At 72.9% G+C, this 26088-nt stretch carries 26 protein-coding genes; 11 read left to right on the top strand and 15 right to left on the bottom strand.

Features of this window, described 5'->3' with window-relative positions; translation table 11 throughout:
- Positions 1–58 precede the first annotated feature (58 nt).
- The 3 genes from AC6CH9_RS18135 (at position 59) to AC6CH9_RS18125 (ending at position 3723) form a co-directional block, all read left to right on the top strand.
- Entirely contained in the window at positions 59–310 is a 252-nt protein-coding gene (locus AC6CH9_RS18135; RefSeq protein WP_087472263.1) for a type II toxin-antitoxin system Phd/YefM family antitoxin, read from the top strand.
- Positions 307–720 carry a type II toxin-antitoxin system VapC family toxin gene (locus AC6CH9_RS18130; protein WP_498156148.1) on the top strand — a complete coding sequence of 138 codons (414 nt, stop codon included), beginning with the start codon at positions 307–309 and terminating at the stop codon, positions 718–720. Before AC6CH9_RS18135 ends, AC6CH9_RS18130 begins: the two co-directional genes overlap by 4 nt.
- 87 nt (positions 721–807) lie before the next feature.
- On the top strand, positions 808–3723 hold the full coding sequence (locus AC6CH9_RS18125) for a cation-translocating P-type ATPase (protein WP_498156147.1): 2916 nt from the start codon (positions 808–810) through the stop codon (positions 3721–3723).
- Here the strand turns inward: AC6CH9_RS18125 and AC6CH9_RS18120 are convergent.
- Positions 3632–4795 (bottom strand): glycosyltransferase, encoded by a 1164-nt coding sequence (locus AC6CH9_RS18120; protein WP_498156146.1) that lies wholly within the window; start codon positions 4793–4795, stop codon positions 3632–3634. The two genes, AC6CH9_RS18125 and AC6CH9_RS18120, sit on opposite strands and share 92 nt — an antisense overlap.
- On the bottom strand, positions 4795–5829 hold the full coding sequence (locus AC6CH9_RS18115) for a phosphodiester glycosidase family protein (protein ID WP_498156145.1): 1035 nt from the start codon (positions 5827–5829) through the stop codon (positions 4795–4797). Before AC6CH9_RS18115 ends, AC6CH9_RS18120 begins: the two co-directional genes overlap by 1 nt.
- A gap of 155 nt (positions 5830–5984) precedes the next feature.
- Here AC6CH9_RS18115 and AC6CH9_RS18110 point away from each other — a divergent pair, with 155 nt between their 5' ends.
- From AC6CH9_RS18110 to AC6CH9_RS18095, 4 genes are all read left to right on the top strand, one after another.
- Positions 5985–7751 (top strand): FAD-dependent oxidoreductase, encoded by a 1767-nt coding sequence (locus AC6CH9_RS18110; protein ID WP_498156144.1) that lies wholly within the window; start codon positions 5985–5987, stop codon positions 7749–7751.
- Complete coding sequence (locus AC6CH9_RS18105; protein ID WP_498156143.1) at positions 7748–8107, top strand: rhodanese-like domain-containing protein; 360 nt, start codon at positions 7748–7750, stop codon at positions 8105–8107. The genes AC6CH9_RS18110 and AC6CH9_RS18105 overlap by 4 nt, the downstream gene beginning before the upstream one ends.
- 88 nt (positions 8108–8195) lie before the next feature.
- On the top strand, positions 8196–8312 hold the full coding sequence (locus AC6CH9_RS18100) for a DUF8730 family Cys-rich protein (RefSeq protein WP_488179681.1): 117 nt from the start codon (positions 8196–8198) through the stop codon (positions 8310–8312).
- 102 nt (positions 8313–8414) lie between these two features.
- Entirely contained in the window at positions 8415–8687 is a 273-nt protein-coding gene (locus AC6CH9_RS18095) for a metal-sensitive transcriptional regulator (protein ID WP_498156142.1), read from the top strand.
- 87 nt (positions 8688–8774) lie between these two features.
- Here AC6CH9_RS18095 and AC6CH9_RS18090 read toward each other — a convergent pair whose 3' ends face one another.
- The 6 genes from AC6CH9_RS18090 to AC6CH9_RS18065 form a co-directional block, all read right to left on the bottom strand.
- Complete coding sequence (locus tag AC6CH9_RS18090) at positions 8775–10886, bottom strand: ABC transporter ATP-binding protein (protein ID WP_498156141.1); 2112 nt, start codon at positions 10884–10886, stop codon at positions 8775–8777.
- Positions 10883–12616 (bottom strand): ABC transporter ATP-binding protein, encoded by a 1734-nt coding sequence (locus tag AC6CH9_RS18085; protein ID WP_498156140.1) that lies wholly within the window; start codon positions 12614–12616, stop codon positions 10883–10885. Before AC6CH9_RS18085 ends, AC6CH9_RS18090 begins: the two co-directional genes overlap by 4 nt.
- Before the next feature lie 121 nt (positions 12617–12737).
- Positions 12738–13535 carry a TetR/AcrR family transcriptional regulator gene (locus tag AC6CH9_RS18080; protein WP_498156139.1) on the bottom strand — a complete coding sequence of 266 codons (798 nt, stop codon included), beginning with the start codon at positions 13533–13535 and terminating at the stop codon, positions 12738–12740.
- A gap of 233 nt (positions 13536–13768) precedes the next feature.
- Positions 13769–15079: an SPFH domain-containing protein gene (locus AC6CH9_RS18075; protein ID WP_498156138.1), complete on the bottom strand. Its 1311-nt coding sequence runs from the start codon at positions 15077–15079 to the stop codon at positions 13769–13771.
- A gap of 65 nt (positions 15080–15144) precedes the next feature.
- Positions 15145–15615, bottom strand: coding sequence for an NfeD family protein (locus tag AC6CH9_RS18070; protein ID WP_498156137.1), 471 nt, complete (start codon positions 15613–15615; stop codon positions 15145–15147).
- A 79-nt stretch (positions 15616–15694) separates the two neighbouring features.
- Complete coding sequence (locus tag AC6CH9_RS18065; RefSeq protein ID WP_494179935.1) at positions 15695–16483, bottom strand: ATP-binding cassette domain-containing protein; 789 nt, start codon at positions 16481–16483, stop codon at positions 15695–15697.
- A 27-nt stretch (positions 16484–16510) separates the two neighbouring features.
- Between AC6CH9_RS18065 and AC6CH9_RS18060 the strand changes: the two genes are divergently transcribed.
- Complete coding sequence (locus tag AC6CH9_RS18060; RefSeq protein WP_498156136.1) at positions 16511–17344, top strand: Rv1486c family protein; 834 nt, start codon at positions 16511–16513, stop codon at positions 17342–17344.
- A 287-nt stretch (positions 17345–17631) separates the two neighbouring features.
- A complete protein-coding gene (locus AC6CH9_RS18055) occupies positions 17632–18084 on the top strand; it encodes a hypothetical protein (protein ID WP_498156135.1) in 453 nt (150 codons plus the stop codon).
- Positions 18085–18175: 91 nt separating this feature from the next.
- Here the strand turns inward: AC6CH9_RS18055 and AC6CH9_RS18050 are convergent, their stop codons facing one another.
- From AC6CH9_RS18050 to glgA, 4 genes are all read right to left on the bottom strand, one after another.
- Positions 18176–19171, bottom strand: coding sequence for a hypothetical protein (locus tag AC6CH9_RS18050; RefSeq protein ID WP_498156134.1), 996 nt, complete (start codon positions 19169–19171; stop codon positions 18176–18178).
- On the bottom strand, positions 19171–19749 hold the full coding sequence (locus AC6CH9_RS18045; protein WP_498156133.1) for a DUF6318 family protein: 579 nt from the start codon (positions 19747–19749) through the stop codon (positions 19171–19173). Before AC6CH9_RS18045 ends, AC6CH9_RS18050 begins: the two co-directional genes overlap by 1 nt.
- A 190-nt stretch (positions 19750–19939) precedes the next feature.
- Positions 19940–20422, bottom strand: coding sequence for an SRPBCC domain-containing protein (locus tag AC6CH9_RS18040; protein WP_498156132.1), 483 nt, complete (start codon positions 20420–20422; stop codon positions 19940–19942).
- Positions 20419–21630, bottom strand: a complete 1212-nt coding sequence (gene glgA, locus AC6CH9_RS18035; protein ID WP_498156131.1) for a glycogen synthase — start codon at positions 21628–21630, stop codon at positions 20419–20421. Before glgA ends, AC6CH9_RS18040 begins: the two co-directional genes overlap by 4 nt.
- A 173-nt stretch (positions 21631–21803) precedes the next feature.
- On the opposite strand from glgA, the gene glgC reads away from it, so the two are divergent.
- Positions 21804–23045, top strand: coding sequence for a glucose-1-phosphate adenylyltransferase (gene glgC / locus AC6CH9_RS18030; protein ID WP_047233139.1), 1242 nt, complete (start codon positions 21804–21806; stop codon positions 23043–23045).
- A gap of 116 nt (positions 23046–23161) precedes the next feature.
- Positions 23162–23830 carry a phosphoserine phosphatase SerB gene (gene serB, locus AC6CH9_RS18025; protein WP_498156188.1) on the top strand — a complete coding sequence of 223 codons (669 nt, stop codon included), beginning with the start codon at positions 23162–23164 and terminating at the stop codon, positions 23828–23830.
- Positions 23831–23905: 75 nt separating this feature from the next.
- Here serB and AC6CH9_RS18020 read toward each other — a convergent pair whose 3' ends face one another.
- The 3 genes from AC6CH9_RS18020 to fabG form a co-directional block, all read right to left on the bottom strand.
- Positions 23906–24442: a SixA phosphatase family protein gene (locus tag AC6CH9_RS18020; protein WP_498156130.1), complete on the bottom strand. Its 537-nt coding sequence runs from the start codon at positions 24440–24442 to the stop codon at positions 23906–23908.
- 14 nt (positions 24443–24456) lie between these two features.
- Positions 24457–25224: an enoyl-ACP reductase FabI gene (gene fabI / locus AC6CH9_RS18015; protein ID WP_047233141.1), complete on the bottom strand. Its 768-nt coding sequence runs from the start codon at positions 25222–25224 to the stop codon at positions 24457–24459.
- 134 nt (positions 25225–25358) lie between these two features.
- The gene (gene fabG / locus AC6CH9_RS18010) at positions 25359–26084 is read right to left on the bottom strand and encodes a 3-oxoacyl-ACP reductase FabG (protein ID WP_400555467.1); all 726 of its coding nucleotides are present in this window, start codon (positions 26082–26084) and stop codon (positions 25359–25361) included.
- Positions 26085–26088 lie beyond the last annotated feature (4 nt).

Genomic DNA, 26088 nt, shown 5'->3' with positions numbered 1-26088 from the left:
GGCTCCAGCCAGACACTCTGTCTAGACTGTCCAGACGGAAAGGGTGGTGGAGGTTCACATGAGCTGGCAGGTCCAGGACGCTAAGCAACGCCTCAGCGAGGTCCTGCGAGAAGCCGAGAACGGCCCGCAGGTCATCACACGGCACGGAAAGGAGATCGCCGTCGTCGTCGGGATCGACCTCTACCACGAGCTCGCCGGGGTCCGCGTGGAGCTCGCCGACTACCTCCTCCAGGCGCCCACGACGGACGACCTCGAGATCGTCCGCGACCGGACTCCGATGCGTGAGCTCGATCTCGGGATCGACGCGTGAGGTACCTGCTCGACACGAACGTCGTCTCCGAGCTCGTACGGCCCCGCGCGGACCAGCAGGTCGTCGCCTGGCTCGGCGGGCTCCGAACCCATCAGATCTACCTCTCGGTGCTGACCGTCGGCGAGATCCGCACAGGTGTCCAGCGCCTCGTGCCCCGCGATGCCGCACGGGCAGCCGCCCTCGAGACGTGGGTCCATGGTCTCGAGGAGACGTACGGGGACCGGATCCTCCCCGTGACGCTCGAGATCGCGCAGCGCTGGCCCGCCGTGCCCGCGACGCGTCCGCTGCCCGTCGTCGACTCGTTGCTCGCCGCGACCGCGCTCGCCCACGGGCTCACCGTGGCGACCCGGAACACCAAGGACTTCGTCGACAGCGGCGTTCCCGTCGTGAACCCGTTCTCCTCGCGCTGACCCGTGACGTGGCCTGACCGGTGACGTGGCGCGGCTCACGGTCTTTCGTCTCTCGCGCGATCCGGGCATCGGGGGTCGAATAGGGTCATGGGATCCGCGCCGGACGCTGCACCGACCCCCGCCACGCCGACCTCGACGACCTCCGCAGGCACGGCCGAGCGCTCGCTCGACGCGCCGTGGTCGCGCCCGCCCGACGAGGTCCTGGCCGAGCTGGGCACGGACGCGGGCGGGCTCTCGAACGCCGACGCCGCGGCCCGGCTCGCGGAGGTGGGGCCCAACCGGCTGCCCCCGCCGCAGCGGGACCCGCTGTGGAAGCGGATCCTCGTCCACTTCGACGACGTCCTCATCTACATCCTGCTCGTCTCCGCGGTGCTCAAGGCGATCCTCGGCGACTGGGTCGACTTCACGGTCATCCTCGCGGTCGCGGTGATCAACGCGGCGATCGGGTTCATCCAGGAGGGTCGCGCGGAGAGCGCGCTGGAGGGAATCCGCAACATGCTGTCGGTCAACGCCGAGGTGCGGCGCGACGGCGCGTGGGCGCGCGTGGACGCCGACGACGTCGTGCCCGGCGACGTCGTACGGGTGCGGTCGGGCGACCGGGTCCCGGCGGACGTCCGGCTGATCCAGGCGACGAACCTGCGCGTCGAGGAGTCGGCGCTCACGGGCGAGTCGGTCGCGGCGGCCAAGACGGTCGACGCCGTCGGGGCGGACGCGGGCGTGGGCGACCGGTCGAGCATGCTCTTCTCGAGCACGCTCGTGGCCGCCGGCCAGGGCGTCGGGGTCGTCACCGCGACGGGCACCGCGACGGAGATCGGCCGGATCCAGACCATGATCTCCGAGGTCCGCAGCCTCGCGACCCCGCTGACGCGCCAGCTCGACCGGTTCGGCAAGCTGCTCGCGGTGCTCATCCTCGCGATGGCCGTGGTCATGGTGATCATCGGCCGCGTCTTCCACGACTTCACCGTCCCCGATCTGATCTCGGCGTCGATCGGGTTCGCGGTCGCCGCGGTGCCGGAGGGCCTGCCCGCGCTCGTGACGATCACGCTCGCGCTCGGCGTGCAGCAGATGGCCCGCCGCCGCGCGATCACGCGCAAGCTGCCCGCGGTCGAGACGCTCGGGTCGGTGACGACGATCTGCTCGGACAAGACGGGCACGCTCACCAAGAACGAGATGACGGCGCGCACGGTCCGCACGAGCGGGCGCACGTTCGCGGTCGCGGGCGCGGGGTACGCGCCCGTGGGGGACGTGACCGTGCCCGACGACGCACCCCGCCCCGAGGCGACCGGCGCACCGGGCGAGGCGGACGGCGCGGGCGAGGGACCGGCGTCGGGCACGAGGCACGCCGACCTCTCCGACGACCGCGACCTCGCCGCCCTGGCGACCGTCATGATGCTCTGCAACGACGCGCGGATCGTCCCCGACGAGTCGGACGCCGACGGCTGGCGGCTCGTGGGCGAGCCGACCGAGGGCGCGCTGCGCACGCTCGGCATGAAGGCCGGCGTCGACCCCACGGGGTGGCGGCGCGTCGCCGTCGTGCCGTTCGAGTCCGAGAACAAGTTCATGGCGACGCTCGACGCGGACCCCGACGGCGGCCTGCACGTGCACGTCAAGGGCGCGCCGGACCGCGTGCTCGACCGGTGCACGACCCAGGTCGGCGCGGACGGCGGCACCGAGCCGCTCGACCGTGCGTTCTGGGACGCGCAGATCGACGCGCTCGGCGGCCGCGGCCTGCGCGTGCTCGCCGCGGCCCGGCGGACCGCGGTCGCAGGCACGGACGACCTCGACGTCGACGACGTCGCGGACGGCCTCGAGCTGTGCGGGCTCGTCGGGATCGTCGACCCGCCGCGACCGGAGGCGATCGAGGCCATCGCGGAATGCCGCGACGCGGGCATCCGCGTGAAGATGATCACGGGCGACCACGCGGGCACGGCCCTCGCGATCGGCCGCGAGATGGGCATCGTTGACCCCCACGACGGGACCGGCGAGAACGTCGCGCCCGCCGTGCTGACCGGTCCCGAGCTCGAGGAGATGAGCACGGAGAGGCTGCGCCAGGTGGTGCGCGACGTCGACGTGTACGCGCGCACGAGCCCCGAGCACAAGATCCGGATCGTCTCCGCCCTCCAGTCGCACGGCGAGGTCGTCGCCATGACGGGCGACGGGGTGAACGACGCGCCGGCCCTCACCCAGGCGGACGTCGGCGTCGCGATGGGCATCAAGGGCACGGAGGCGACCAAGGAGGCCGCAGAGGTCGTGCTCGCGGACGACAACTTCGCGACCATCGAGCGCGCGGTGAAGGAGGGGCGGCGGATCTACGACAACATCCGCAAGTCCGTGCTCTTCCTCCTGCCGACCAACGGCGCGCAGTCGCTCGTCATCCTCGTCGCGGTCCTGTTCGGCCTCACGCTGCCGCTCCAGCCGGTCCAGGTCCTGTGGATCAACATGATCACCGCCGTCACGCTGTCGCTCGCGCTCGCGTACGAGAAGGCGGAGCCCGACGTCATGCGCCGCGCACCGCGCGACCCCAAGGCGTCGATCCTCGACGGCGCGTACGTGCGGCGCATCCTGCTCGTCTCGCTCCTCATCGGCGGCGCGACGATCCTGCTGTTCTACGTCGAGCGGGCCCAGGGCGTCCCGATCGCCGAGGCCCAGACGACGGCCGTGACGATGCTCGCGCTCGGCCAGCTCGCGTACCTGTTCAACTGCCGGTTCCTCGACCGGTCGAGCCTCACGCTCGACGTGCTGCGCGGCAACCGGGTGGTCTGGATCTCGGCCGTGACGCTCCTCGCCCTCCAGGCCGTGTTCGTCTACGCGCCGTTCATGCACTCCTGGTTCGACTCGGCACCCATCGACGTCGTCGAGTGGGGCAAGACGCTCGGGCTCGCGCTCGTCGTCTTCCTGCTCGTCGAGGTGATCAAGTGGGTCGGCCGACGCTGGACCGCGCGCGACCACGTTCCCGCGCTCGTCGAACGGCACGACGCCGGTCAGCGCGCCGTCCAGGGGTGAGGCGAGCGAACACGACCCGCCGCTGCACCTCGTAGCTCGTCGCGAAGAGGGCCGCGTCGGTGCCGACCTTCGCCGCGAGGAGCGGCACGCCGAGCCCGGTCAGCAGCGCGAGCAGCCCGTAGCTCGCCGCGAGCAGCACGACCGCGAGCGCCGCGTACCGCACGACGGCGGCGCGCAGCGGGACGTCGCGCCCGTCCGCGAACACGAGGCGACGGTTGACGGCGAAGTTCACGCCCGCGCTGAGCAGGCGCGCGCCCACCACGGCCGCGAGGAGCGACCCGGTGAGCGCGTGCAGCGCGAGCAGCGCGACGACGTCGACCGCGGCCGACCCGAGCGACGACGCGGCGAACCGCAGCAGCGGAGCCCACACGCGCAGCGAGTCGGCGACGGGCCGGAAGTGGGAGGACGCGTTGTCGTCGAGGTAGACCGTCGCCACGTCCACCTCGACGATCCGGCGGCCTGCGCGGGTCGCGTCGAGGAGCGCGCGCAGCTCGTACTCGTACCGGTCGCCGCGCACGGCGAGCAGGTCGTCGAGCAGGCCCGGCCCGTAGGCGCGCAGCCCGGTCTGGGTGTCGCGCACGCGGGTCCCCGTCGCGGCCGTGAACGCCCAGCGCGTCGCGGCGTTGCCCACGCGGCTGCGCAGCGGGACGTCGCCTGCGAAGCGTCGTGCGCCGAGCACGACGGCGTCGGGCTCGCTCTGCGACCGCGCCGCCACGCGGAGCACGTCGAGGACCGTGTGCTGCCCGTCCGCGTCGGCACACACGACGCCGTGGCCGGGCAACCGGTCGCGCACCCACCGGACGCCGGTGCGCAGCGCGTGGCCCTTCCCGCGGTTCACCGGCACCGCGAGCACGACGGCGCCCAGCGCACGCACCGCGCGGAACACTCCCCCGCACCGCCGGTCGCTGCCGTCGTCGACCACCACGACCGGCAGCCCCGGGACCGCGGCCCGCAGCGCGTCGACGAGCGCGACGAGCCGCGCGTCGGGCTGGTACGCGGGGACGACGACGGCGGTCCGGGCGGCGTGCGCAACGGGCACCGCGGCAGCAGCGCGCGTGGTCGCTGCGGCCATCACACACCGTCCGCGACGTAGAGCACGTCGGACGTGCCGCGCTCGCGACCCTGCGACGGGCTGTTGACGACCTCGCCGTCGAAGTAGAGGGTCGAGGACCCGCCGCCGTCGATGTTGTACGCGGTCGTCGCGCCGAGGTCCTGGAGGATCCCGGCCAGCTCCGTCATGGTCACGCCGCGGGAGTAGCCCTCCTGGCGGCCGTCCACGACGACGAGGACGAGGTGGTTCTCGCCCACGACCCCGAGGGCCGTGCGCGGCTGCTCGCCCTGGATCGAGTGGTTCCCGACGTTCGTGTCGACCTCGACGTCGTCGATCCCGGCTACGACCTCGCCGTCCTCGACGAGTGCCGGCCCGAACGAGAGCGTGTTCCAAACCCCGGCGTCGACGAGGCCCTGCGCGTCGGTCGACGTCTCGTCGTAGACCTCGACGTGGCCGTCGCGGTAGAGCGCGAGGCCCTCGCGCGCGCCCTCGTCCCGGTACACGACGCCGTTGCGGACGACGATGCCGGTGTCGCGGAAGCCGTAGTAGTCGCCGTTGATCGCGAGGACGGCGTCGTGGTCTGCGGCGATGTCCGACGTCGTCTCCGTGATGTTCGTGCCGAACGCGTCCTGGGCGAAAGCGGAGCGCAGGTCCGTCATGTCGGAGAGCACGACGTCGGCCACGTAGTACGTCACGGTGTCGTCGCCCGAGCCGGTGGTCACCTGGGAGACCGTGATGCGCGTGCCGTCCGACGTGTAGGTGTCGCCGTCGACGGTCGCGGCGCCCGCGGCGGTGCCGGCCGAGGTGCCCGCGCCGTCGTCCGCCGTGGTGCCGTGGTCCGACGTCCCGTCCGCGTCGGAGCTCCGGGACGCCTCGTACGCCGTCACGTCGGCGATCTCGACGTGCTCGACGACGAACCGGTCCAGCGCCCACGCCGTCGCGCCTCCCAGCGGGAGCAGCACGGCGAGGGCCACGACGAGCGCGACGCGCCATCGTCGTCGGCGCGGGCGCAGGACGGCGGGCGGGTCGTGCGGGGGTGGGGTCGGGGTGCTCATGGTCCGTGTCTACGGAGCGGGCGTGTGCCGCCCGGGTGGCGTGGCTGTTCGTCGGCTGTGAGGGGGTCCGCCCACCGACTCGGAGACGTCCCGTGACGGACCTCTCACCGCTGTCGGTTTGCCTCCAGGGATACCCCCCAGGGTATCGTCGAGTCATGATCCCCTCGACCACCGGCCTGACCGCCCACCCGTCCGACTCCGACGGGCTGCGCCGCATCGTCGTCGTCGGGGGCGTCGCGGGCGGCATGAGCGCCGCCGCGCGCGCCCGCCGCCTCGACGAGCACGCGTCGATCGTCGTGCTCGAGCAGTCCGACCACGTCTCGTTCGCGGGCTGCGGCCTGCCGTACCAGGTGTCGGGCGAGATCGCGGACCGCGACACCCTCCTGCTCCACTCCCCCGCGTCGCTGCGCGCGAGCCTCGACCTGGACGTCCGGACCCGGCACCGCGTCACGGCGATCGACCGGACCGCGCGGACGGTCACCGTCACGGCCGAGGGCGAGACCTACGAGCTCGCCTACGACGCGCTCCTCCTCGCGCCGGGCGCGACGACCGTGCTCCCGCCGGTCGAGGGTCTCGACCACCCGGCGGTCCATACGCTGCGGACGATCGCGGACCTCGACGCGATCGCCGAGCGGCTCGCGGCCCTCGAGGCCGAGGTCACAGCGGGGCGCACCGCCCCCGTGCGGGCCGTCGTCGTCGGTGCGGGGTTCATCGGGCTCGAGGCCGTGGAGGCGCTCGTCACCCGTGGCCTGTCCGTCGACGTCGTCGAGCGTGCCGACCAGGTGCTCCCGCCGCTCGAGCCGGACCTCGCGCCGCTGCTCGCGGAGGAGCTGCGCGACCACGGCGTCGGGCTCCACCTCGGAACCTCCGCGAGCGCCGTCGTGCCGCTGCCGGCGGGCGCGCACCACGCCGTCGCGCTCGAGCTCACGGACGGCACAGCCCTCGAGGCCGACGTGGTGCTCGTCAGCGTGGGTGTACGGCCCGCGAGCGACCTCGCCGCGGCCGCGGGGCTCGCGCTCGGCGAGCGCGGCGCGATCCGCGTCGACGCCGACCAGCGCACGTCCGACCCGCACGTGTGGGCCGTCGGCGACGCCGTCGAGGTCGTGCACGCGGTGACCGGCGCGAGGGGGCCCGTCCCGCTCGCGGGCCCGGCCAACCGCCAGGGCCGGCGCGCCGCTGACTCGATGCTGGGCCACCCGACGACGCCGCAGGCGCCCGTGCTCGGCACCGCCGTCGTGCGCGTGTTCGGCCTCGCGGCCGCCGTCACCGGGCCGAGCCACGCGACGCTGACGGCCGCCGGCATGGCGCACGAACAGGTCCGGGTCCACGCCGCCCACCACGCGGGGTGGTTCCCCGGGGCGGAGCCGGTGCACGTGACGGCGAGCTTCGCGCCCGACGGCCGCCTGCTCGGCGCGCAGGCCGTGGGCCGCGCCGGGGTGGACAAGCGCATCGACGTGCTCGCGACCGCGCTGCGCGCCGGGCTCACCGCCGACGACCTCGCCGAGCTCGAGCTCGCGTACGCCCCGCCCTACGGCGCCGCCAAGGACGTCGTCAACATGCTGGGCTTCGTCGCCCAGAACGTGCTCGACGGCACCATGCCGCAGTGGCACGCGGCCGACCTCGACGAGGTCGTCGCGACCTCCCTCGTGCTCGACGTCCGGTCGCGCGCCGAGCACGCCGGCGGCCACCTCGACGGCGCCCTCAACGTGCCGCACACCGAGCTGCGCGAGCGGCTCGACGAGGTGCGCGCCGCCGCGGCGGGGCGCCCCGTCGCCGTGCACTGCGCGAGCGGCGTGCGCTCCTACCTCGCCACTCGCATCTTGCTCGCCGCCGGGCTCGACGCGCGCAACCTCTCCGGCGGCTGGCTCACCCTGACCACCACCCCGCGCGCCGCGCGCATCCTCGAAGGAGTCCCCGCATGATCGACCGCCTCCGCCGTCTGCTCTCCCGCTCGTCCGACGACGGCGGCGTGCGCCCGACCGTCGACGCCGCCACCGCGGTGCAGCTCGTCCGCGACGGCGCGACGCTCCTGGACGTGCGCGAGCGCGACGAGTGGCGCGCCGGGCACGCGCCCCAGGCCGTGCACGTGCCGCTCGCCGACGTCCCGTCGGCCGCGCCCCGGCGCCTGAAGGACGGCGCGACCGTCGTCGTCGTGTGCGCGTCCGGGATGCGCTCGCGCACCGCGGCCCGCCAGCTCCGGTCGCTCGGCTACACCGCGACGAGCCTGTCCGGCGGGCTCGGCGCGTGGCAGGCCGCGGGCGGAGCCGTGCGACGCTGATCCTGCACCGACCGCCCAGGCCCGCCCGGACAGCGGTCCGGCCGACCCCGAACCCCGAACCCCGAACCCCGAACCGAGGAGACACACCGTGTGCAGTCCCGCCCTGTGCCGCACGTGCGGCAAGACCACCTGGACCGGCTGCGGCATGCACGCCGACGAGGTCATGGCCGAGGTGCCGCCCGAGCAGCGCTGCACCTGCGCCTGACACCGACCCCGCCGACCCGACCCCGAGGCGAGCCCGGCGGACGCAGACCTGCCGGCAGCCCGCTCGCTGCCACCCCTCCCAGACGAATGCAGGAGAACACCCGTGGAGCTCGACCGCACCGACATGGACAAGGTCGTCAACCGGCTCAAGCGCGCCCAGGGCCAGCTCGCGGCCGTCGTGCGCATGATCGACGAGGGCCGGGACTGCGAGGACGTCGTCACGCAGCTCTCGGCCGTGTCGCGCGCGCTCGACCGCGCGGGCTTCGCGATCATCGCGTCCGGCATGCGCCAGTGCTTCACCGAGCCGGCCGAGGACGGCGAGGACCCGACGCTCGACGTGGCGAAGCTCGAGAAGCTCTTCCTCTCGCTCGCCTGAGCGCGGTTCCCCGGTCGTCACACGGCTCGGCCCGCGTCTTTCCGCCCTCAGGCGGACGCACGCGGGCCGAGCCGTGCCAGCCGTCCGTCAGGCGCCCGCCGACCGCCCCGCGGGGGCCGCGGCGGCGTCCACCGCGTCGTCCTCCGCCTCGGCGCCGACCGGAGCCGCGAACTGGCTCTCGTACAGCCGCGCGTACGCGCCGCCGGCCGCGAGCAGCTCGTCGTGCGAGCCCTGCTCGACGATCGAGCCGTGCTCCATGACGAGGATCGTGTCCGCGTCGCGGATCGTCGACAGGCGGTGCGCGATGACGAACGACGTGCGCCCCTCGCGCAGCGCGTTCATCGCCTGCTGGACCAGCACCTCGGTGCGCGTGTCGACCGAGCTCGTCGCCTCGTCGAGCACGAGGATCGCCGGGTCGGCGAGGAACGCGCGCGCGATCGTGAGGAGCTGCTTCTCCCCCGCGCTCACGCTCGAGCCCTCGTCGTCGATCACCGTCGCGTACCCGTCGGGCAGCGTGCGCACGAACGGGTCGACGTGCGTCGCGCGCGTCGCCGCGAGGAACTCCTCCTCGCCCACGTCGCGCCCGTCGCGCACGCCGTAGCGCAGGTTCTCCTCGATCGTGCCCTTGAACAGCCACGTGTCCTGGAGCACCATCCCGATGTCGGAGCGCAGGTCGTCGCGCGTCATGGCGCGCGTGTCCACGCCGTCGAGCGTGATCCGGCCGGAGTCGACGTCGTAGAACCGCATGAGCAGGTTGACGAGCGTGGTCTTGCCCGCCCCCGTCGGCCCGACGATCGCGATCGTCTGGCCGGGCTCGACGACGAGGTCGAGGTGCTCGATGAGCGGCGTGTCGGGGCTGTAGGAGAACGACACGTCGTCGAACGCGACGCGGCCGCGCACCGGGTCGACCGTCTCCGCAGGCGACGGGTCCGGCGTCTGCTCCTCGGCGTCGAGCAGGTCGTAGACGCGCTCGGCCGACGCGACGCCCGACTGGAGCAGGTTCATCATCGACGCGATCTGCGTGATGGGCTGCGTGAACTGGCGCGAGTACTGGATGAACGCCTGCACGTCGCCGAGCGTCATGGTGCCCGACGCGACGCGCAGCCCGCCGACGACCGCGACGATCACGTAGTTGAGGTTCGCGATGAAGCCCATCGCCGGCTGGATGGTGCCGGAGATGAACTGCGCCTTGAAGCTCGCGTCGTACAGGGCGCCGTTCTCGCGCTCGAAGTCGTCGATCGCGGCCTGCTGGTGGCCGTAGACCTTGACGAGCGTGTGCCCGGTGTACATCTCCTCGATGTGGGCGTTGAGGCGCCCCGTGGCGGCCCACTGCTGGATGAACTGCGGCTGCGAGCGCTTCGCGATCTGCGCCGTGATGAGCACGGACAGCGGCACCGTCACGAGCGCGACCACCGCGAGCAGCGGCGAGATCCAGAACATCACGCCGAGCACGCCGACCACGGTGAGCACCGACGTCACGAGCTGCGAGAGCGTCTGGGTGAGCGTCTGGGAGATGTTGTCGATGTCGTTCGTCACGCGCGAGAGGATCTCGCCACGCGGGTTGCGGTCGAAGTAGGACAGCGGGAGGCGCCCGAGCTTGGCCTGCACCTCGCCGCGCAGCCGGTAGACGGTGCGCTGCACGACGATCGCCGTGATGCGCCCCTGGAGCCACCCGAACAGGAACGATCCGACGTAGACCGCGAGCACCCACGCGAGCACGGTCGCGAGCGCCGTGAAGTCGATGCCCTCGCCGGGGACGAGGCCGGGCACGCCGGAGACGAGGTCCGCGATCTGGTCCTGCCCCTGGGCGCGCAGCGCGTCGACGGCCTGGGCCTGCGTCACGCCTGCGGGGAGCTGAGAGCCGACGACGCCCGCGAAGATGATGTTCGTCGCGTTGCCGAGGAGCTTGGGGCCGGCGACGGCGAGCGCCACCGACACGACGCCGAGGATCACGACGGCGACGATCGGCACGCGCTCGGGTCGCAGCGACGCCGCGAACCGGCGCAGGGAGCCCTTGAAGTCGAGCGCTTTCTCCCCGGGCACCCCCATGCCGCCCATGGGGCCGGGGCCGCCGCCACGGGGCCGTCCGACCATGCGCGTGGATGCGACGTCGCGGCCCTTCGCGGCAGGCGCGTCCGTTCCGGGCGCGCCGGGGCCCGACGACGCGGGCGTGCGCGAGGCGTCGTGCTCGCCGCTCATGCTGCCTCCTCGATCGAGAGCTGGGAGTAGACGATCTCCTGGTACGTCTCGTTGGACTCGAGGAGCTCGGCGTGCGTGCCGCGGCCGACGATGCGGCCGTGGTCGAGCACGAGGATCTGGTCGGCGCCGCGGATCGTCGCGACGCGCTGCGCCACGACGATCACGGTCGAGCGCCGCGTGCGGGGCGCGAGCGCCGCGCGCAGGCGGGCGTCCGTCGCGTAGTCGAGCGCGGAGAACGAGTCGTCGAACAGGTAGACCGCGGGGTCGCGCACGATCGCACGGGCGATGGCGAGACGCTGACGCTGGCCGCCCGAGAAGTTCGTCCCACCTTGCGCGACGGGTGCGTCGAGACCGCCGTCGAGCGCCTCGACGAACTCGCGGGCCTGGGCGACGTCGAGCGCCTCCCACATCTGCTCCTCGGTCGCGTCGGGTCGGCCGTACCGGAGGTTGTCCGCGACCGTGCCGGAGAACAGGTACGCCTTCTGCGGCACGAGGCCGAGGAGCGACCCGAGGTCGGCGCCCGTGAGGTCGCGCACGTCGGTCCCGTCGATCCGCACGGACCCGCCCGTGACGTCGAACAGCCGCGGCACGAGGTTGAGCAGCGTCGTCTTGCCGGAGCCGGTCGAGCCGATGATCGCGGTCGTCTGCCCGGGCTCGGCGACGAACGAGACGTCGTGCAGCACGGGTTCCTCGGCGCCCGGGTAGCGGAACTCGACGCCGTCGAGCTCGACGCGCCCGATGCGCGAGGTGAGGACCACGGGCTGTTCCGGCTCGACGACCGTGGCGGTCGTGCGCAGGACGTCCGTGATGCGCTCGGCGGAGACCGCCGCGCGCGGCACCATCATGAACATCATCGTCGACATCATCACGGCCATGAGGATGTACATGAGGTAGGACAGGAACGCGGTGAGCGCCCCGACCTCCATGTCGCCCGCGTCGATCTGGCGACCGCCGAACCACAGCACCGCGATGCTCGACGCGTTCATGACGAGCATGACGGTCGGGAACATGAGCGCCATAAGCTTGCCCGCCTTGAGCGAGACGTCGAACAGCGCGTCGTTCGCGACGTCGAACCGCTCGGCCTCGCGCCGCTCGCGCACGAACGCCCGGATCACGCGGATGCCCGTGATCTGCTCGCGCAGGACGGCGTTGATCCCGTCGATCTTCTTCTGCATCTGCCGGAAGTACGGGACCATCCGCCAGATGATCAGCCCCACGCTCACGCCGAGCACGGGCACGATGACGAGCAGCAGGGCAGAGAGCTCGACGTTCTCCTGGAGCGCCATGACCACGCCGCCGACCAGCATGATCGGCGCCATGACCATGATGGTCAGCGACAGCAGCACGAGCATCTGCACCTGCTGCACGTCGTTCGTGGTGCGCGTGATGAGGGACGGCGCACCGAACTGGCCCATCTCCTGGGCGGAGAAGCGCTGCACGTTGGTGAACAGCCCGGCGCGCACGTCGCGGCCGAACGACATCGCGACCCGCGCGCCGAAGTAGACCGCGGCGACCGCGCACACGACCTGGCCGAGGCTCACGAGGAGCATGAGTCCGCCGGTGCGCATGATGTAGGCGGTGTCGCCCTGCGTGACGCCCTGGTCGATGATGTCGGCGTTGAGGCTCGGCAGGTACAGCGACGCGAGCGTCGCGACGAGCTGGAGGCCGAGGAGGATGAGGATCGGTGTCAGGTAGGGACGCAACCGCGTCCGCAAGAGGCTGACGAGCATGGGTTTCCTGTCCGGGTGGGGGCTACGGGACGGGCGGTCGGGCCGTGGACGCTCCAGGTGCGTCGGGGCCTCGAACCGGGGACGGAGCCGGGCGAGGGCTGTCGGGGCGCGGTGGGGCCCGTCAGGGCGAGGGGTCGGTGGTGACGTCCGCTCCGATGCCGCCCAGGATCAGGTCGGCGAGCTGCACGGCGTCGAGCCTGTCACCGCCCGAGAGGTGCGGCAAGGCGTTTCCGAAGACGAGGGAGAAGACGGCGCGCGCCGCGAGCCCCGGCTCCACGCGCAGCGCCGCGCCGTGGGCCGCGAGCTTGCGCTCGATCGCGCCGACGATCTCGCGCGCGGACCGCTCCCGCGCGTCGAAGCCCGCCCGGCGGGCGTCCGGGCCGTCCCCGGCCCGCATCCGGCGCACGGTCTCGACGCGGTCCGCGGTCAGGCGGTCGGGCACCGCGCCCCCGTGCGGGGCGGTTCCCCGGTCGGCGGAGTGGCGGTGCGGGTCGAGCACCTGGTGCGCGGCGGCGAAGATCCGCATGCCGACCCGCTGCGCCTCGAGCAGGAACTCGACGATGCTCACCACGAGCGGGCGCAGCCCGTCGTCGTCCGGGAGCAGGCCGATCGCCGCGACCGCGGGCGCGGGGTCGAGCGAACGCACGACGGCGGCGTGCAGGATCTCGTCCTTGTCCGCGAACGCGCGGAACAGCGTGCCCTCCGCGACGCCTGCGGCGTCGGCGATCTGGCGCGTCGTCACGGCGGCGCCGTGCTCGACGAGGAGCGGGATCGTCGCGGCGGCGATCGCGTCGCGCCGTTCCTCGCGCGAGAGCGGCCGCGCGCGCGTGCGCTCAGGAGCGGGCGTGTCCGGCGCGTCGGGCATCGCGTCGGGCGACCTCTCAGGCGGTGTGTTCGCCGCTACGGGGAGCTGTGTCACGAGGCTGACGCTAACTGAGTGAGCACTCACTCGCAAGAAGGTCCGCTCATGGCGGAACGCCGCGAGCGCCACCGACGGCGCACCCCCGACGCGCGAGAGCCCCGCACCCGGGAGGGTGCGGGGCTCTGCAGCGCGGACCGTCGTCGGCCGCACGTCACGAGGACCGCGCGTGCGACGCGCGCGTCAGCGTGGCCGTGCTGTCGAAGTCGACCGCGCGGAGTCGACCACGGAGGTCAGCGGTGCGGCGGGAACGACGGCGGCGGCCCGTCGGCCGGCGGCTCGTCCGTCTCGGGCGCGTCCTCGACGGGCGGCGGGGGCGGCGCGTACTGGGAGGGGCCGCCCAGCGGGCGCGGCGTCGCGGCACCCGGCTCCGGCGGGCCCGCGCGGTGCTCACCGGAGCCACCCGGGTGCTGGCCACGCTCCGTCTGCGGGTCGAACGGGAGACCGGACCGCGTGCCTGCGCTCGTGGCGTCCGCGGTGGCCGCCTCGGCCTGGCGGCGCGCCTCGGCCAGCGCCTCCGACGGGTCGGTGAGCGACGGCACGCCGAACTTCACGCGGTCGCGCTCGCGCTCGCGACGCGCCTCGGCGCTCGCCTCGGCCGCCTCCGCGTCCTGGGCGGGCGTCCCACTCGGCACTCCCCCGCCGTCGATCCCCGGCACGCCGCCGAACCCCTTGGCGATGGACCCGAGCGCCGCCGTGAACTCCGTCGGCACGACCCACAGCTTGCTGGCGCTGCCGTTCGCGATCTGCGGGAGCATCTGGAGGTACTGGTACGCGAGCAGCTTGGGGTCGGCGTCGCCCTCGTGGATGGCGTCGAACACCTGGAGGATCGCGCGGGCCTCGCCCTCGGCGGTGAGGATCTTGGACTGCGCGTCACCCTCGGCCCGGAGGATCGCCGCCTGCTTCTCGCCCTCGGCCGTGAGGATCTGCGACTGCTTGACGCCCTCCGCGGTGAGGATGGCGGCGCGGCGGTCACGCTCGGCGCGCATCTGCTGCTCCATGGAGCCCTGCACGCTGGGGGGCGGGTCGATCGACTTGAGCTCGACGCGGTTGACGCGGATGCCCCAGCGACCCGTCGCCTCGTCGAGGACACCGCGGAGCTGGCCGTTGATCTGGTCACGGCTCGTGAGCGTCTGCTCGAGGTCCATCGAGCCGATGACGTTGCGCAGCGTCGTGACGGTGAGCTGCTCGATCGCGGTGATGTAGTTCGCGATCTCGTAGACCGCCGACTTGGGCTCCGTGACCTGGAAGTAGATCACCGTGTCGATGCTGACCACGAGGTTGTCCGACGTGATCACGGGCTGCGGCGGGAACGAGACGACCTGCTCGCGCAGGTCGACCGAGGCGCGCACGCGGTCGATGAACGGCACCAGGAGGTGCAGGCCCGGCTCGAGGGTGCGTGAGTACCGGCCCAGGCGCTCGACGATGATCGCGACCGCCTGCGGCACGATGCGCACCGCCTTGACGAGCGCGACGACCACGAAGATCAGGATCAGCGCGAGGACGACGTACGCGAGGATCGTTCCGGGACTGGGGTCGTTCATCGACTACCTCCTGGTCGTCGGCGCGACCGGTCGCCCGGCGGCGCGGTGCGGGTCGTGCCGGTCGGTCACGTCCCGGTCGGGTGCTGCGCGGGCAGCGGCGCGACGACGGCCGTCGCGCCGTCGATCCGCACGACGCGCACCTCCGTCCCCACGGGGATCTGGGGAGCGTCGGGCTCGGTCCGCGCGGTCCAGACCTCGCCGACGAGCTTCACGCGGCCGCCGAGCTCGCTCACGCGGTCGACGGCGAGCGCCGTGCGGCCGACGTGGGCGGCGACGTTCGTCTCCGTGAGCGGGACGCGCGAACGCAGATGGCGCAGGAGCCACGGCCGCAGGGTGAGCAGCAGGACGGCGCTCACGACCGCGAACGCCACGATCTGGAGCCACAGCGGCCCACCGGCGGCGTTGACGCCGGCTGCGGCGAGCGAGCCGCCGGCCAGCATGATGAGCACGAGGTCGAGCGAGATGATCTCCACGAGAGCGAGGAGAAGCGCCGCTCCGACCCACCACAGCCAGTCCATCTCGACCCCCGTTCCCACGTGCGCGCTTTACGTGTACTTTACCGAATTTCCGCCCGGAAAGCACGCCCCTCGACGCACCTGGCCGAGGACGGGTGCGTCACACCCGCGCGGCGCGCGCCATCCAGCGCCCACCACCGTGCGCGACGAGGAGGGGCATGCCGAACGCGTCGCTGAGGTTCTCGGCCGTGAGGACCTCCTCGACCGGGCCGGCCGTGTGCACGACTCCGTCCTTGAGCAGGAGCAGGTGGGTGAACCCCGGCGGGATCTCCTCGACGTGGTGCGTGACGAGGACGAGCACCGGGGACGCCGGGTCGCCCGCGAGCTCGGACAGCGCGCCGACCAGCTCCTCGCGCCCGCCGAGGTCCAGGCCCGCGGCCGGCTCGTCGAGGAGCAGGAGCTCGGGGTCTGTCATGAGCGACCGCGCGATCTGGGTGCGCTTGCGCTCGCCCTCGGAGAGGGTGCCGAACAGGCGGTCCGCGAGGTGGTCCACGCCGAACGCGGCGAGCAGGTCGCTCGCGCGCTCCGCGTCGAACTCCTCGTACTCCTCGCGCCAGCGCCCGGTGACGCCGTAGGCAGCCGTGAGCACGACGTCGCGCACCGTCTCGTCTCCGGGGATCTGCTCCGCGAGGGCCGCGGACGCGAGCCCGATGCGTGGCCGGAGCTCGAAGACGTCGACGCGGCCCAGCCGCTCGCCCAGGATGTCAGCGGTGCCTGCCGTGGGGTGCATCCGCGCGGACGCGACCTGGAGGAGCGTCGTCTTGCCGGCGCCGTTGCGGCCCAGCACGACCCACCGCTCGCCCTCGTTCACCTGCCAGTCCACCGCGTCGAGGATGGTCTTGGGGTGACGTCGGACGGTGACGCCCTTCAGGTCGAGAACCGCGCTCATGGTCACCGACCCTATAGGTTGGCCGTCGTGGTCTCACACTCGTCCGAGGGTCCGCACGACGCCTCCGGTCCCGGTCCCGGACCCGGCTCTGCCTCGAGCGCAGGCGCCCTCCCCCGCAGCGCGCTCCTCGCGCTCTGGCTGCGCGCGGTGCGCCTCGGCGACGACGACGGCCTGGCCCGCCTGCTCCGCGCGGTACAGCGCGACGACGAGCCGCACGTCGTGTCCGGGGCGCTGGGCGATCTCCGCCTGGAGGACCTGGCCGGCGCCTGGGCCGGCGACGCGCGCGAAGTCGTAGCGCTCGCCCCGGTCCCCGGCGACGTCACCGGCGTCCCGCCGGAGGCCGCGGCGCGCGCGACCGACGCCGGCGAGTGCGTCGTCGTCACCACGTCGTCCGGGTCGTGGGCGCTCGTGCCCGAGGTCACGGAGTTCGGCAGCGACCTCGAGCCCGGTCACCTCGTCACCTGGCACGTGACCTCGGTCGGGCCCTGGAGCACCCGCGTGCTCGGGGCGCTCGGCACGCTCGCGGAGGCCGAGCGCGACCTGCGCACCGCCCTGCTGCTCGCGACCCGCGCCCTCGACGAGCTCGACGTCGCGCGCTGGCGAGACGACGCCGCCGGTGCCATCGCCGACCTGCGCGCGGGCGGCGCCCCGACCTGGCAGCTCCCGTCGTCGGTCCCGCCCCGGGCCGTCCAGGTCCTCACCCAGGCCGTGCGTCTGCGCGCCATCGTCGACCTCGCCACCGCCGACGACGGCGGCTCGGTCAACCTCTGGCAGGCCGACCAGCGCTCCACCGCCCTGCGCGAGGTCGACCGCGCCTCCCGCCACGCCGTCGGCGCCGCCACGCTCTGGATCGCCTCCTGACGTTCCGCGAGACCCGCAGGTCGTGAGATCGGCCTGCTGAGGGTCGAACTCGAACGCTGGGGTCGATCTCGCGAGGGTGCCGCGCTCGGGCACGACGACGTCCCGCCTGCCGGTCGCCGAGGCGCCTCGCGCCGAGGTCGACGTCCGGGTGCGGGAGGTGGGCGGCGAGGGCAGGAGATGAGGACGACGCCGCGTCGGCCTAGGGTGCGTTGATCAAGGTCGTGCGGCGGGGCTGAAGGTGTTGCGGTCCGTCCCGAGAGAGTCGAGTGCGTACGCGAGGAGCATCTGTGTTCGGTATCCGCCTGTACCCGGCGACCGCGAGAGCGGACGTCGATTCCGGCACTCGCGAGATCGGCAGTGTGCACGATGGAGAGTTTCTGGTCATGGAGGGCAGTGACGGGACGACATCGGTGTGCGACGTCGCAACAGGCGAATGCTCGCCGCTCAACCGCGACCGGAGGGCCACCGAGGGCTTCCTGGAAGCCTTCGCGGAGTATCTGGGCTCCGGGCCGCCCGCGCCGACACCGGTGACGATGACGGCCGAGCAGGCCGCGGAGCGTCTTCGTGCTTTCCGGGAGGGGCGGGTTCGTCCTCGCGTCCTCCCAGCAGGCAACGGGCTCTCTCACCGCGCACGGCTGAGGAAGCTCCGGAAGCGGCTCCACGCGATCGACCGCACCGCGACCGGGCCGGACTCGTGGTGGAGCACCCTCATCGAAGAGGCGGAGAACGACCTGCTCTGAGGGCGCGGTAGCGGATCTGCTGCTGGGCGCCGAAGTCGATCGGCCGTCCGGGACTCTTGCGGTGGGTCCGGCCCCCCGGTGGATGGCCGCGTCAGTCGGGCAGGTTGTCGGTGACGAGGCGGGATCGAGCCTCGTAGACGCGCAGGGGTGCCGCGGTGCTGGTGGTGGTGGCGGTGCCGGTGACGTCGGTCCAGGTGGGAGTGCCGGTGATGCGGAACTGCCCTGACCAGGTCGTGGTGAGAGCGATCTGGACCTGGTCGGCGGGCTGGTCGTACGTGTGCGCGACGGTGTGGTGGGGATAGGCCGCTCCCGGGTCGGTCGTGGTGAGCGGGGTGGTGCCGTCGCCGTAGTCCCAGGTGAACGAGCGCGGAGCAGCGCGGACCTGCACCGAGATGCCGAGCAGCGTCGTGTCCAGGGTCTGCTCGGTGGGCTGGGTGTACGTGATGGTGGGGACGTTGACCAGGGTCCACCCGTCGGGGGGCTGCACGACGATCGGCGACGGCGCGAGCGCGAGCGTCGCAAATGCGCGCTCGGCCTCTCCGGCGAGATCGGCTGGCGTGACGCACGACTGGTCCGCGACGGGCTCGCCGGACGCAGACCACGCACCCGGCGTGCCGTCGGCGCTGATCTCGCGGGTCTGACGGTACAGAGCGCCGAGGTAGAACGAGTCTGCCTCGCACTCGAGTTGCTCTCCCTCGACGAGCCTCTGGAAGTCTGCGCATCCCTGTGACAAGTCCGACGTCGGGTCGTCCAGCCCGTCGAAGAGGTCGCACAACTTCTGCGTGGAGCGGAAGTACCTTTCCGTCGCGGGGCCTCCTGCTGAAGGGGCGACTTCGTGGGCCCCTCCGGCGGCTGTGTCCCGCCAGGCCTCGACGTTAATCTCTTGGCCAGACGCCTGTTCCCTATGACCGAATCCGCCCGGAGGGCCACCCGGAGGGCCACCCGGAGCAGCGTTCGACAAGGCTGCTGGGCGCGCCGAGATCGCGAGCCCCACCGACGACCGATGCAAGTGGCCAGTGCTCGTGGCTACTCCAGAACCACCAGTCAGAAGGACTGCGAGCGCGAGAAGCGTGCCGAAACGATCCATCAGGAGCCCACCTCGGAGAGAGGTACGACCTCGACGATCACCCAGAGCCCCGCGTTTCGTCCGACCTCCACTCGGACATCGAGAACATCTTCGTCTACTTGTTCGACGGTTTCGCCAGCCTCGTCGACCACCAAGATCGACTCTTGAGTCGATCGCAGGTCGACCGGGTAGATGCCGGTCGCCTCGTCTCGTGAGTAGTTGTGCAGCACCTCCGTCGTCGTGGCTCCACCGGTGAAGACCGAATGGGTCTCGACGAGCCAGTTAGCGTTCTCGAGGCTGCCGGAGCAGTAGCCGCACTCGGCATGGGACATGGCTTCCCACTCGGTGGTGTCGCCGGTCGCCATGACGTACGGGTAGAGCTCGAGGAAGTACTCCGCCGCCGCCGCTGCACCCTCCGCGTCGTCACGGTCCATCGCCGCGGGACGTTCCGGCTTCGCCGGGCCGGTCTCGGTCGGCGTGGGCTCCGGCGTCTCCGACGGCGTCGGCACCACCGGTTCCTCCACCGACGGTGACGGGCCGGGGTCGCCGCCCCCGGTGCACCCGGCGACCACCCACCCCACCGCGACGACGGCGCCCACGACGAGCGACCGCCGTCGGGCACGGCACAGCACACGAGAACGACGCACGAGACCCCCTGCAGATCGATGCGAACCACCGCACGCCACGTCCACGAGGCGCGCGGGCTGCCCAGCAACCTAGCGAAACCACGCGCCGGGCGAAACCCGCACGCCCCGCCTTGTGGACAACCCGTCGCCCGCCCGAGGCGACTCAGGAGCGCGAGGTCACGTACGCGTCGAGGTGCGCGAGCGACGACGCCATTCCGGCGACGTGGTCCTCCGGCGAGATGCCTGACGGCACGCCCGTGGCGCGTACGGTGACGCGCGCCCCGTCCGCGGCGGGCTCGACGGTCCAGGTCATCGTCATGGTGCCGGCGAAGGCCGGGTCGTCGGACGGGAAGTCGACCTGCTGCACGACGCTCCGGCCGGGCACGAGGTCGATGATCGCGACGTCTACGATGTCCGTCCCCTCGCCGGTCTTGCCACGATCGGCGTGCGGGTCGTCGTAGGCGAGGACCATGCGGTAGCCACCGCCGGGGTGCGGGTCGAACCGCTCGAAGCGACCGGTCATGCCCTCGGGAGGGAGCCACGCGACGAGAGCGTCCTGGTCGACGAGGGCCCGGTAGACGTCGCGGGGTGCGGCGGCGACGAGGCGCGACGCCTCGTCGACCCGGTCGCTCCCCGCGCCAATCACGACTGCCTCAGCACCGTCCGGTAGACCTCGAGCGTGCGCTCCCCGATCGCGTCCCAGGCGAAGTGGTCCTCGACCCGCTGCCGTGCGGCGCGGCCCATCACGGCGGCGCGCTCGGGGTCGCTCACGACCTGGGTCAGCGCAGCCGCGAGGTCCGCGACGAACCGGTCGGGGTCGAGCGGGGTGCCCGTGCCGTCGTCCGCCTGGTCGATCGGGACGAGGAGGCCCGTGACGCCGTCGTCCACGACCTCGGGGATGCCGCCCGTGGCGGTCCCGACGACGGGCAGCCCGACGGCCATGGCCTCGAGGTTGACGATGCCGAGCGGCTCGTACACGGACGGGCACACGAACACGGTGGACGCGGCGAGCACGGCGACGAGCTCGGCGCGCGGGAGCATCTGCTCGATCCAGACGACGCCGCTGCGCTCCTTCTGGAGCTCGGCGACGGCGCCGCTCACCTCGGCGGCGATCTCCGGGGTGTCGGGAGCACCGGCGCACAGCACGAGCTGGACCTCGTCGGGCAGCGAGCGCGCGGCGCGCAGCAGGTACGGCAGGCCCTTCTGGCGCGTGATCCGGCCGACGAACACGACGGCCGGGCGGTCGGGGTCGATGCCCAGACCGCGGACGACCCCGTCGGCGCCACCGCGCTGCGTCTCCGACTCCGGACGCCGCCAGCCGTCGAGGTCGATGCCGTTGTGCACCACGTGGACCTTCGCGGGATCGACCTGCGGGTAGACCCGCAGGATGTCGTCGCGCATCCCGCCGGACACGGCGATGATCCCGGCCGCTCCCTCGTACGCGGTGCGCTCGGCCCAGGAGGACAGCGCGTACCCGCCGCCGAGCTGCTCGGCCTTCCACGGGCGCAGCGGCTCGAGCGAGTGCGCGGACAGCACGTGCGGGACGCCGTGCAGCAGCCCGGCCAGGTGGCCGCCGAGGTTGGCGTACCAGGTGTGGGAATGGACGAGGTCGGCGCCCGCGACGTCGTCGGCCATCTGGAGGTCGACGCCGAACGTGCCGAGCGCGGCGTTGGCCCCCGAGAGGACGCCCGGGACCGAGTAGCCGGTCACGCCGTCCTCGCCGCGCGGGCCGTCGAAGCAGCGCACCCGCACGTCGACGTGGCGGCGCAGGACCGCGGACAGCTCGGCGACGTGCACGCCGGCGCCGCCGTAGACGTGCGGCGGGTACTCACGGGTCAGCAGGTCCACTCTCACGCGCCACACCGTAGCCGAGTCCCCCGCCGCGGTCCCGCGATGACCGTCGGCGGCCCCGTCTCGCGGCAGGCGCGAGGGCGCGCGCCGACGCCACGCGCGAGCGCGCGGACGCGCCGCGCCCAGGATGCGGCTCCCTGCTGCGTGGCACCGCCCCGAGGGGCTACGGTCTGGGCATGGCCGCCGCACCACGAGTCCTCGCCATCGTCCTCGCCGGGGGCGAGGGCAAGCGCCTCATGCCGCTGACCGCCTCGCGGGCCAAGCCCGCGGTGCCGTTCGGGGGCATCTACCGCCTGGTGGACTTCGCGCTGTCCAACCTCGTGAACTCGCACTACCTGCACATCATCGTGCTCACGCAGTACAAGTCCCACAGCCTCGACCGGCACATCACGAAGACGTGGCGCATGTCGTCGCTCCTGGGCAACTACGTCGCGCCGGTGCCCGCGCAGCAGCGCGTCGGCAAGCACTGGTACCTCGGCAGCGCCGACGCGATCTACCAGTGCCTCAACATCATCGACGACGAGCGGCCGGACATCGTCGTCGTGGTCGGCGCCGACCACGTGTACCGCATGGACTTCTCCCAGATGGTCGACGCGCACGTCGAGTCCGGCGCGCAGCTCACCGTCGCGGGCATCCGCCAGCCGATCTCCATGGCGGACCAGTTCGGCGTCATCGAGACCGACCCGAAGGACCCGACGAAGATCGCGGCGTTCCGCGAGAAGCCCAAGGACCCGGTGGGCCTCGCCGACTCGCCCGACGAGGTGCTCGCGTCGATGGGCAACTACGTCATCGACACGGACGCGCTCATCGACGCCGTGACGTCGGACGCCGCGAACGCGGACTCGCGCCACGACATGGGCGGTGACATCGTGCCTGCGTTCGTCGAGAAGGGCACGGCCGCGGTCTACGACTTCATCCGCAACGACGTCCCCGGCTCGACCGACCGCGACCGCGACTACTGGCGCGACGTGGGGACGATCGACTCGTACTACGACGCGAACAAGGACCTGATCGCGGTCACCCCGGTCTTCAACCTCTACAACGAGGAGTGGCCGCTGCACACGGGCTACACGGGCCTGCCGCCCGCGAAGTTCGTGCACGCGGGCCGCGGTCGCCTCGGGCACGCCGCGGACTCGATCGTCTCCCCCGGCGTGATCATCTCGGGCGCGACGGCGGTCGGCTCGGTCCTCTCGCCCGGCACCTACCTGCACTCGTGGTCGTCCGTGTCCGACTCCGTGCTCATGGACGGCGTGCAGGTGCACCGCCACGCACAGGTGCACCGCGCGATCATCGACAAGAACGTCGTCGTGGGCGAGCAGGCACGCATCGGGCTCGACCCCGAGCAGGACCGTGCCCGCGGGTTCACGGTCACCGAGTCCGGCATCACGGTCGTGCCCAAGGGGACGGTCGTCGAGTGACGCCCACCCCTGCCGGCGTCGTGCACGACGCCGTCCGCGTCGCGCTGCCCGTCGACGCGCCCGCCGAGGTGCCCGGCCCGGGCATCGACGAGACCGACACCGCGAGGAGCCCCCGCGTGACCCCCGACCCCACGAGCGGCCCCGTCCGGCTCCTCGTCATGGACGTGGACTCGACGCTCATCGAGCAGGAGGTCATCGAGCTCCTCGCCGACCACGCGGGCACGCGCGCGGAGGTCGCCGAGGTGACCGAGCGCGCGATGCGCGGCGAGATCGACTTCGGCGCCTCGCTGCGCGAGCGCGTCGCGACCCTCGCCGGCGTGCCCGTCGAGGCGTTCGCCGACGTCCGAGCCCGCGCGACGTTCACGCCGGGCGTGCGCGAGCTCGTCGCCGAGGCGCACCGTCGCGGGTGGGAGGTCGGGCTCGTGTCGGGCGGCTTCGAGGAGATCGTCGCCGACCTCGCGGCCGAGCTGGGGATCACCCGCTTCCGCGCGAACCGGCTCGAGGTCGCGGGCGGCCGGCTCACCGGTCGCACGACCGGACCGGTGGTGGACCGCGCCGCGAAGGAGCTCGCGCTGCGCGAGTTCGCGGCCGAGCTCGGCCTGCCGATGAGCGCGACGATCGCCGTGGGCGACGGCGCGAACGACCTCGACATGATCGGCGCCGCGGGCATCGGCGTCGCGTTCGCCGCGAAGCCGGTCGTCCGGGCCCAGGCGCCCTACGGCGTCGACGGGCCGCGCATCGACGCCGTCCTCGACGTCGTCGACCGGGTGGACGCGACCCGCTGAGGCGCGCCCCGCACGCGAGAGAGCCCTGGTCCGCACGGACCAGGGCTCTCTCGTGTCACGAGCAGGACGGGACCGTCAGGACGGGCGACCCACGTAGGTGAGCAGGGCGCCGCGAGGCACCCAGGAGTCCCAGGCCGTCGCCGACTCCAGGACGGAGTACGTCGCGGTCGGCACGCCGACGCGCACCTGGGCGAGCGCCCCGCCGTCGGAGGCGGGGTCGGCCAGGTGCGACGCTGTCGCCGCCATCGTGGGCTCGTGCCCCACGACGAGCAGCGTGCGGACGCGCGAGTCCGTCGACCGGACGAGGTCCAGCACGTCGGTCACGTCGGCCGCGTAGAGGTCGTCGCTCACGACGACGTCGGGGTCGACGTCGCCCAGGTGCGCGGACAGGAGTTCCCAGGTCTGGCGCGTGCGGAGCGCCGACGAGCACAGCACGCGCTCGGGGACGAGCCCCGTCTCGCGCAGCGCGCCGCCGACGCGGACCGCCTGCCTGCGCCCGTTGAGGGCGAGGGGACGCAGCACGTCGTCGACGCTGCCGCCGCCCGGCTCCGCCTTCGCGTGGCGCAGGAGGACGAGGCGGCGCACGCCGCCGTCGGTGGTCTCCGCGCCCATGCGCTCCTCCTGGGTCACTGCCCCATGGCGTGCACGCCGCCGTCGACGTGCACGATCTCACCGGTCGTCGCCGGGAACCAGTCGGACAGGAGCGCCACGACCGCGCGGGCGGCGGGCTCCGCCGTCGTCTGGTCCCAGCCGAGGGGCGCGCGCTTGGGCCAGCCGTCCTCCATCTGCTCGAAGCCAGGGATGGACTTGGCGGCCGTCGTGCGGATCGGGCCCGCGGAGACGAGGTTGGCACGGATGCCGTCCGGGCCCAGGTCGCGCGCGAGGTAGCGGTTCGCGGACTCGAGGCCGGCCTTCGCCACGCCCATCCAGTCGTAGACCGGCCACGCGAACTGGGCGTCGAACGTGAGACCCACCACGGCCCCGCCGTCGGTCATGAGCGGCTTCGCGGCGACCGCGAGCGACTTGTAGGAGAACGTCGAGACCTGGAGCGCAGTGGCGACGTCCTCCCAGGTGCCGGAGAGGAAGTTGCCACCCATGACGCTCTGCGGGGCGAAGCCGATCGAGTGCACGACGCCGTCGAGGCGGTCCGTGTGCTCGCGGAGGGCATCGGCCAGGCCGGCGAGGTCGTCGTCGTTCGTCACGTCGAGCTGCACGACGGGCGCCTCGACGGGCAGGCGCTTGGCGAAGGCCTGCGTGAGCTTCATCTGGCGGCCGAACGAGGAGAGCACGACCTCGGCCCCCTCCTCCTGCGCGAGACGCGCCGCGTGGAACGCGATCGAGGAGTCGGTGAGCACTCCGGTGATCAGGAGCTTCTTGCCGTCGAGCAGACCCATCGGTTTCCTTCCGTCGTGCACCCGCCGTGCGGGCGCGCTGAGGCTGAGCGTACTGAAAGAGAGGGGGCGCGGGCGCACGGGTGACCGTGGCCGCTCCGCGAACGGCCCGTCGCCGGGCGCGGACGCGCGTGGGGTCAGTGACCCATGCCGAGGCCGCCGTCGACGGGGATGACGGCCCCGGAGACGTACGCGGCGTCGTCGGACGCGAGGAACTGCACGACCCCGGCGACCTCCTCGGCCTGCGCGAAGCGCCCGGCGGGGATCGCGGCCTTGTACGCGGCCTGGCGCTCCTCGGGCAGCTCGGCGGTCATCGCGGTGTCGATGAACCCGGGCGCCACGACGTTCGCCGTGATGTTGCGCGACCCGAGCTCGCGCGTGATCGAGCGCGCCATGCCGACGAGCGCGGCCTTGGAGGACGCGTAGTTGACCTGCCCCGCGCCGCCGTAGAGGCCGATCACGGACGACACGAGCACGATGCGACCGCGGCGCAGGCGGATCATGCCCTTGCTCACGCGGCGCACGCAGCGGAACGTGCCGGTGAGGTTGACGTCGATCACGGACTCGAAGTCCTCGTCGGTCATGCGCAGCAGGAGCTGGTCGTGCGTCACGCCCGCGTTCGCGACGAGCACCTCGACCGGCCCGAGCTCCTTCTCGATCTCGGTGAACGCGGCGTCGACAGCCGCGGTGTCCGTGATGTCCGCCACGGCACCGAACACGCCCTCGGGCAGGTCGCCGCCGCGGTAGACGGTCGCGACGCGGTCGCCGTTCGCGACGAACCGCTCGGCGATCGCGCGGCCGATCCCCCGGTTCGCGCCGGTGACGACGACGGTACGCGGGGCGGGTGCGGTGGCTTCGGACACGGTG

The sequence above is a fragment of the Cellulosimicrobium sp. GQ32 genome, assembly GCF_059758455.1.
This window is presented reverse-complemented; position numbering and strand designations above follow the sequence as displayed.

What these genes read in the sequence shown, in the direction of transcription:
- AC6CH9_RS18135 (WP_087472263.1), top strand. Translation starts at nt 59, where the DNA reads ATGAGCTGGCAGGTCCAGGACGCTAAGCAACGCCTCAGCGAGGTCCTG.
- AC6CH9_RS18125 (WP_498156147.1), top strand. Translation starts at nt 808, where the DNA reads ATGGGATCCGCGCCGGACGCTGCACCGACCCCCGCCACGCCGACCTCG.
- AC6CH9_RS18120 (WP_498156146.1), bottom strand. Translation starts at nt 4,795, where the DNA reads ATGGCCGCAGCGACCACGCGCGCTGCTGCCGCGGTGCCCGTTGCGCAC.
- AC6CH9_RS18115 (WP_498156145.1), bottom strand. Translation starts at nt 5,829, where the DNA reads ATGAGCACCCCGACCCCACCCCCGCACGACCCGCCCGCCGTCCTGCGC.
- AC6CH9_RS18110 (WP_498156144.1), top strand. Translation starts at nt 5,985, where the DNA reads ATGATCCCCTCGACCACCGGCCTGACCGCCCACCCGTCCGACTCCGAC.
- AC6CH9_RS18105 (WP_498156143.1), top strand. Translation starts at nt 7,748, where the DNA reads ATGATCGACCGCCTCCGCCGTCTGCTCTCCCGCTCGTCCGACGACGGC.
- AC6CH9_RS18090 (WP_498156141.1), bottom strand. Translation starts at nt 10,886, where the DNA reads ATGAGCGGCGAGCACGACGCCTCGCGCACGCCCGCGTCGTCGGGCCCC.
- AC6CH9_RS18085 (WP_498156140.1), bottom strand. Translation starts at nt 12,616, where the DNA reads ATGCTCGTCAGCCTCTTGCGGACGCGGTTGCGTCCCTACCTGACACCG.
- AC6CH9_RS18075 (WP_498156138.1), bottom strand. Translation starts at nt 15,079, where the DNA reads ATGAACGACCCCAGTCCCGGAACGATCCTCGCGTACGTCGTCCTCGCG.
- AC6CH9_RS18065 (WP_494179935.1), bottom strand. Translation starts at nt 16,483, where the DNA reads ATGAGCGCGGTTCTCGACCTGAAGGGCGTCACCGTCCGACGTCACCCC.
- AC6CH9_RS18050 (WP_498156134.1), bottom strand. Translation starts at nt 19,171, where the DNA reads ATGGATCGTTTCGGCACGCTTCTCGCGCTCGCAGTCCTTCTGACTGGT.
- glgC (WP_047233139.1), top strand. Translation starts at nt 21,804, where the DNA reads ATGGCCGCCGCACCACGAGTCCTCGCCATCGTCCTCGCCGGGGGCGAG.
- AC6CH9_RS18020 (WP_498156130.1), bottom strand. Translation starts at nt 24,442, where the DNA reads ATGGGCGCGGAGACCACCGACGGCGGCGTGCGCCGCCTCGTCCTCCTG.
- fabI (WP_047233141.1), bottom strand. Translation starts at nt 25,224, where the DNA reads ATGGGTCTGCTCGACGGCAAGAAGCTCCTGATCACCGGAGTGCTCACC.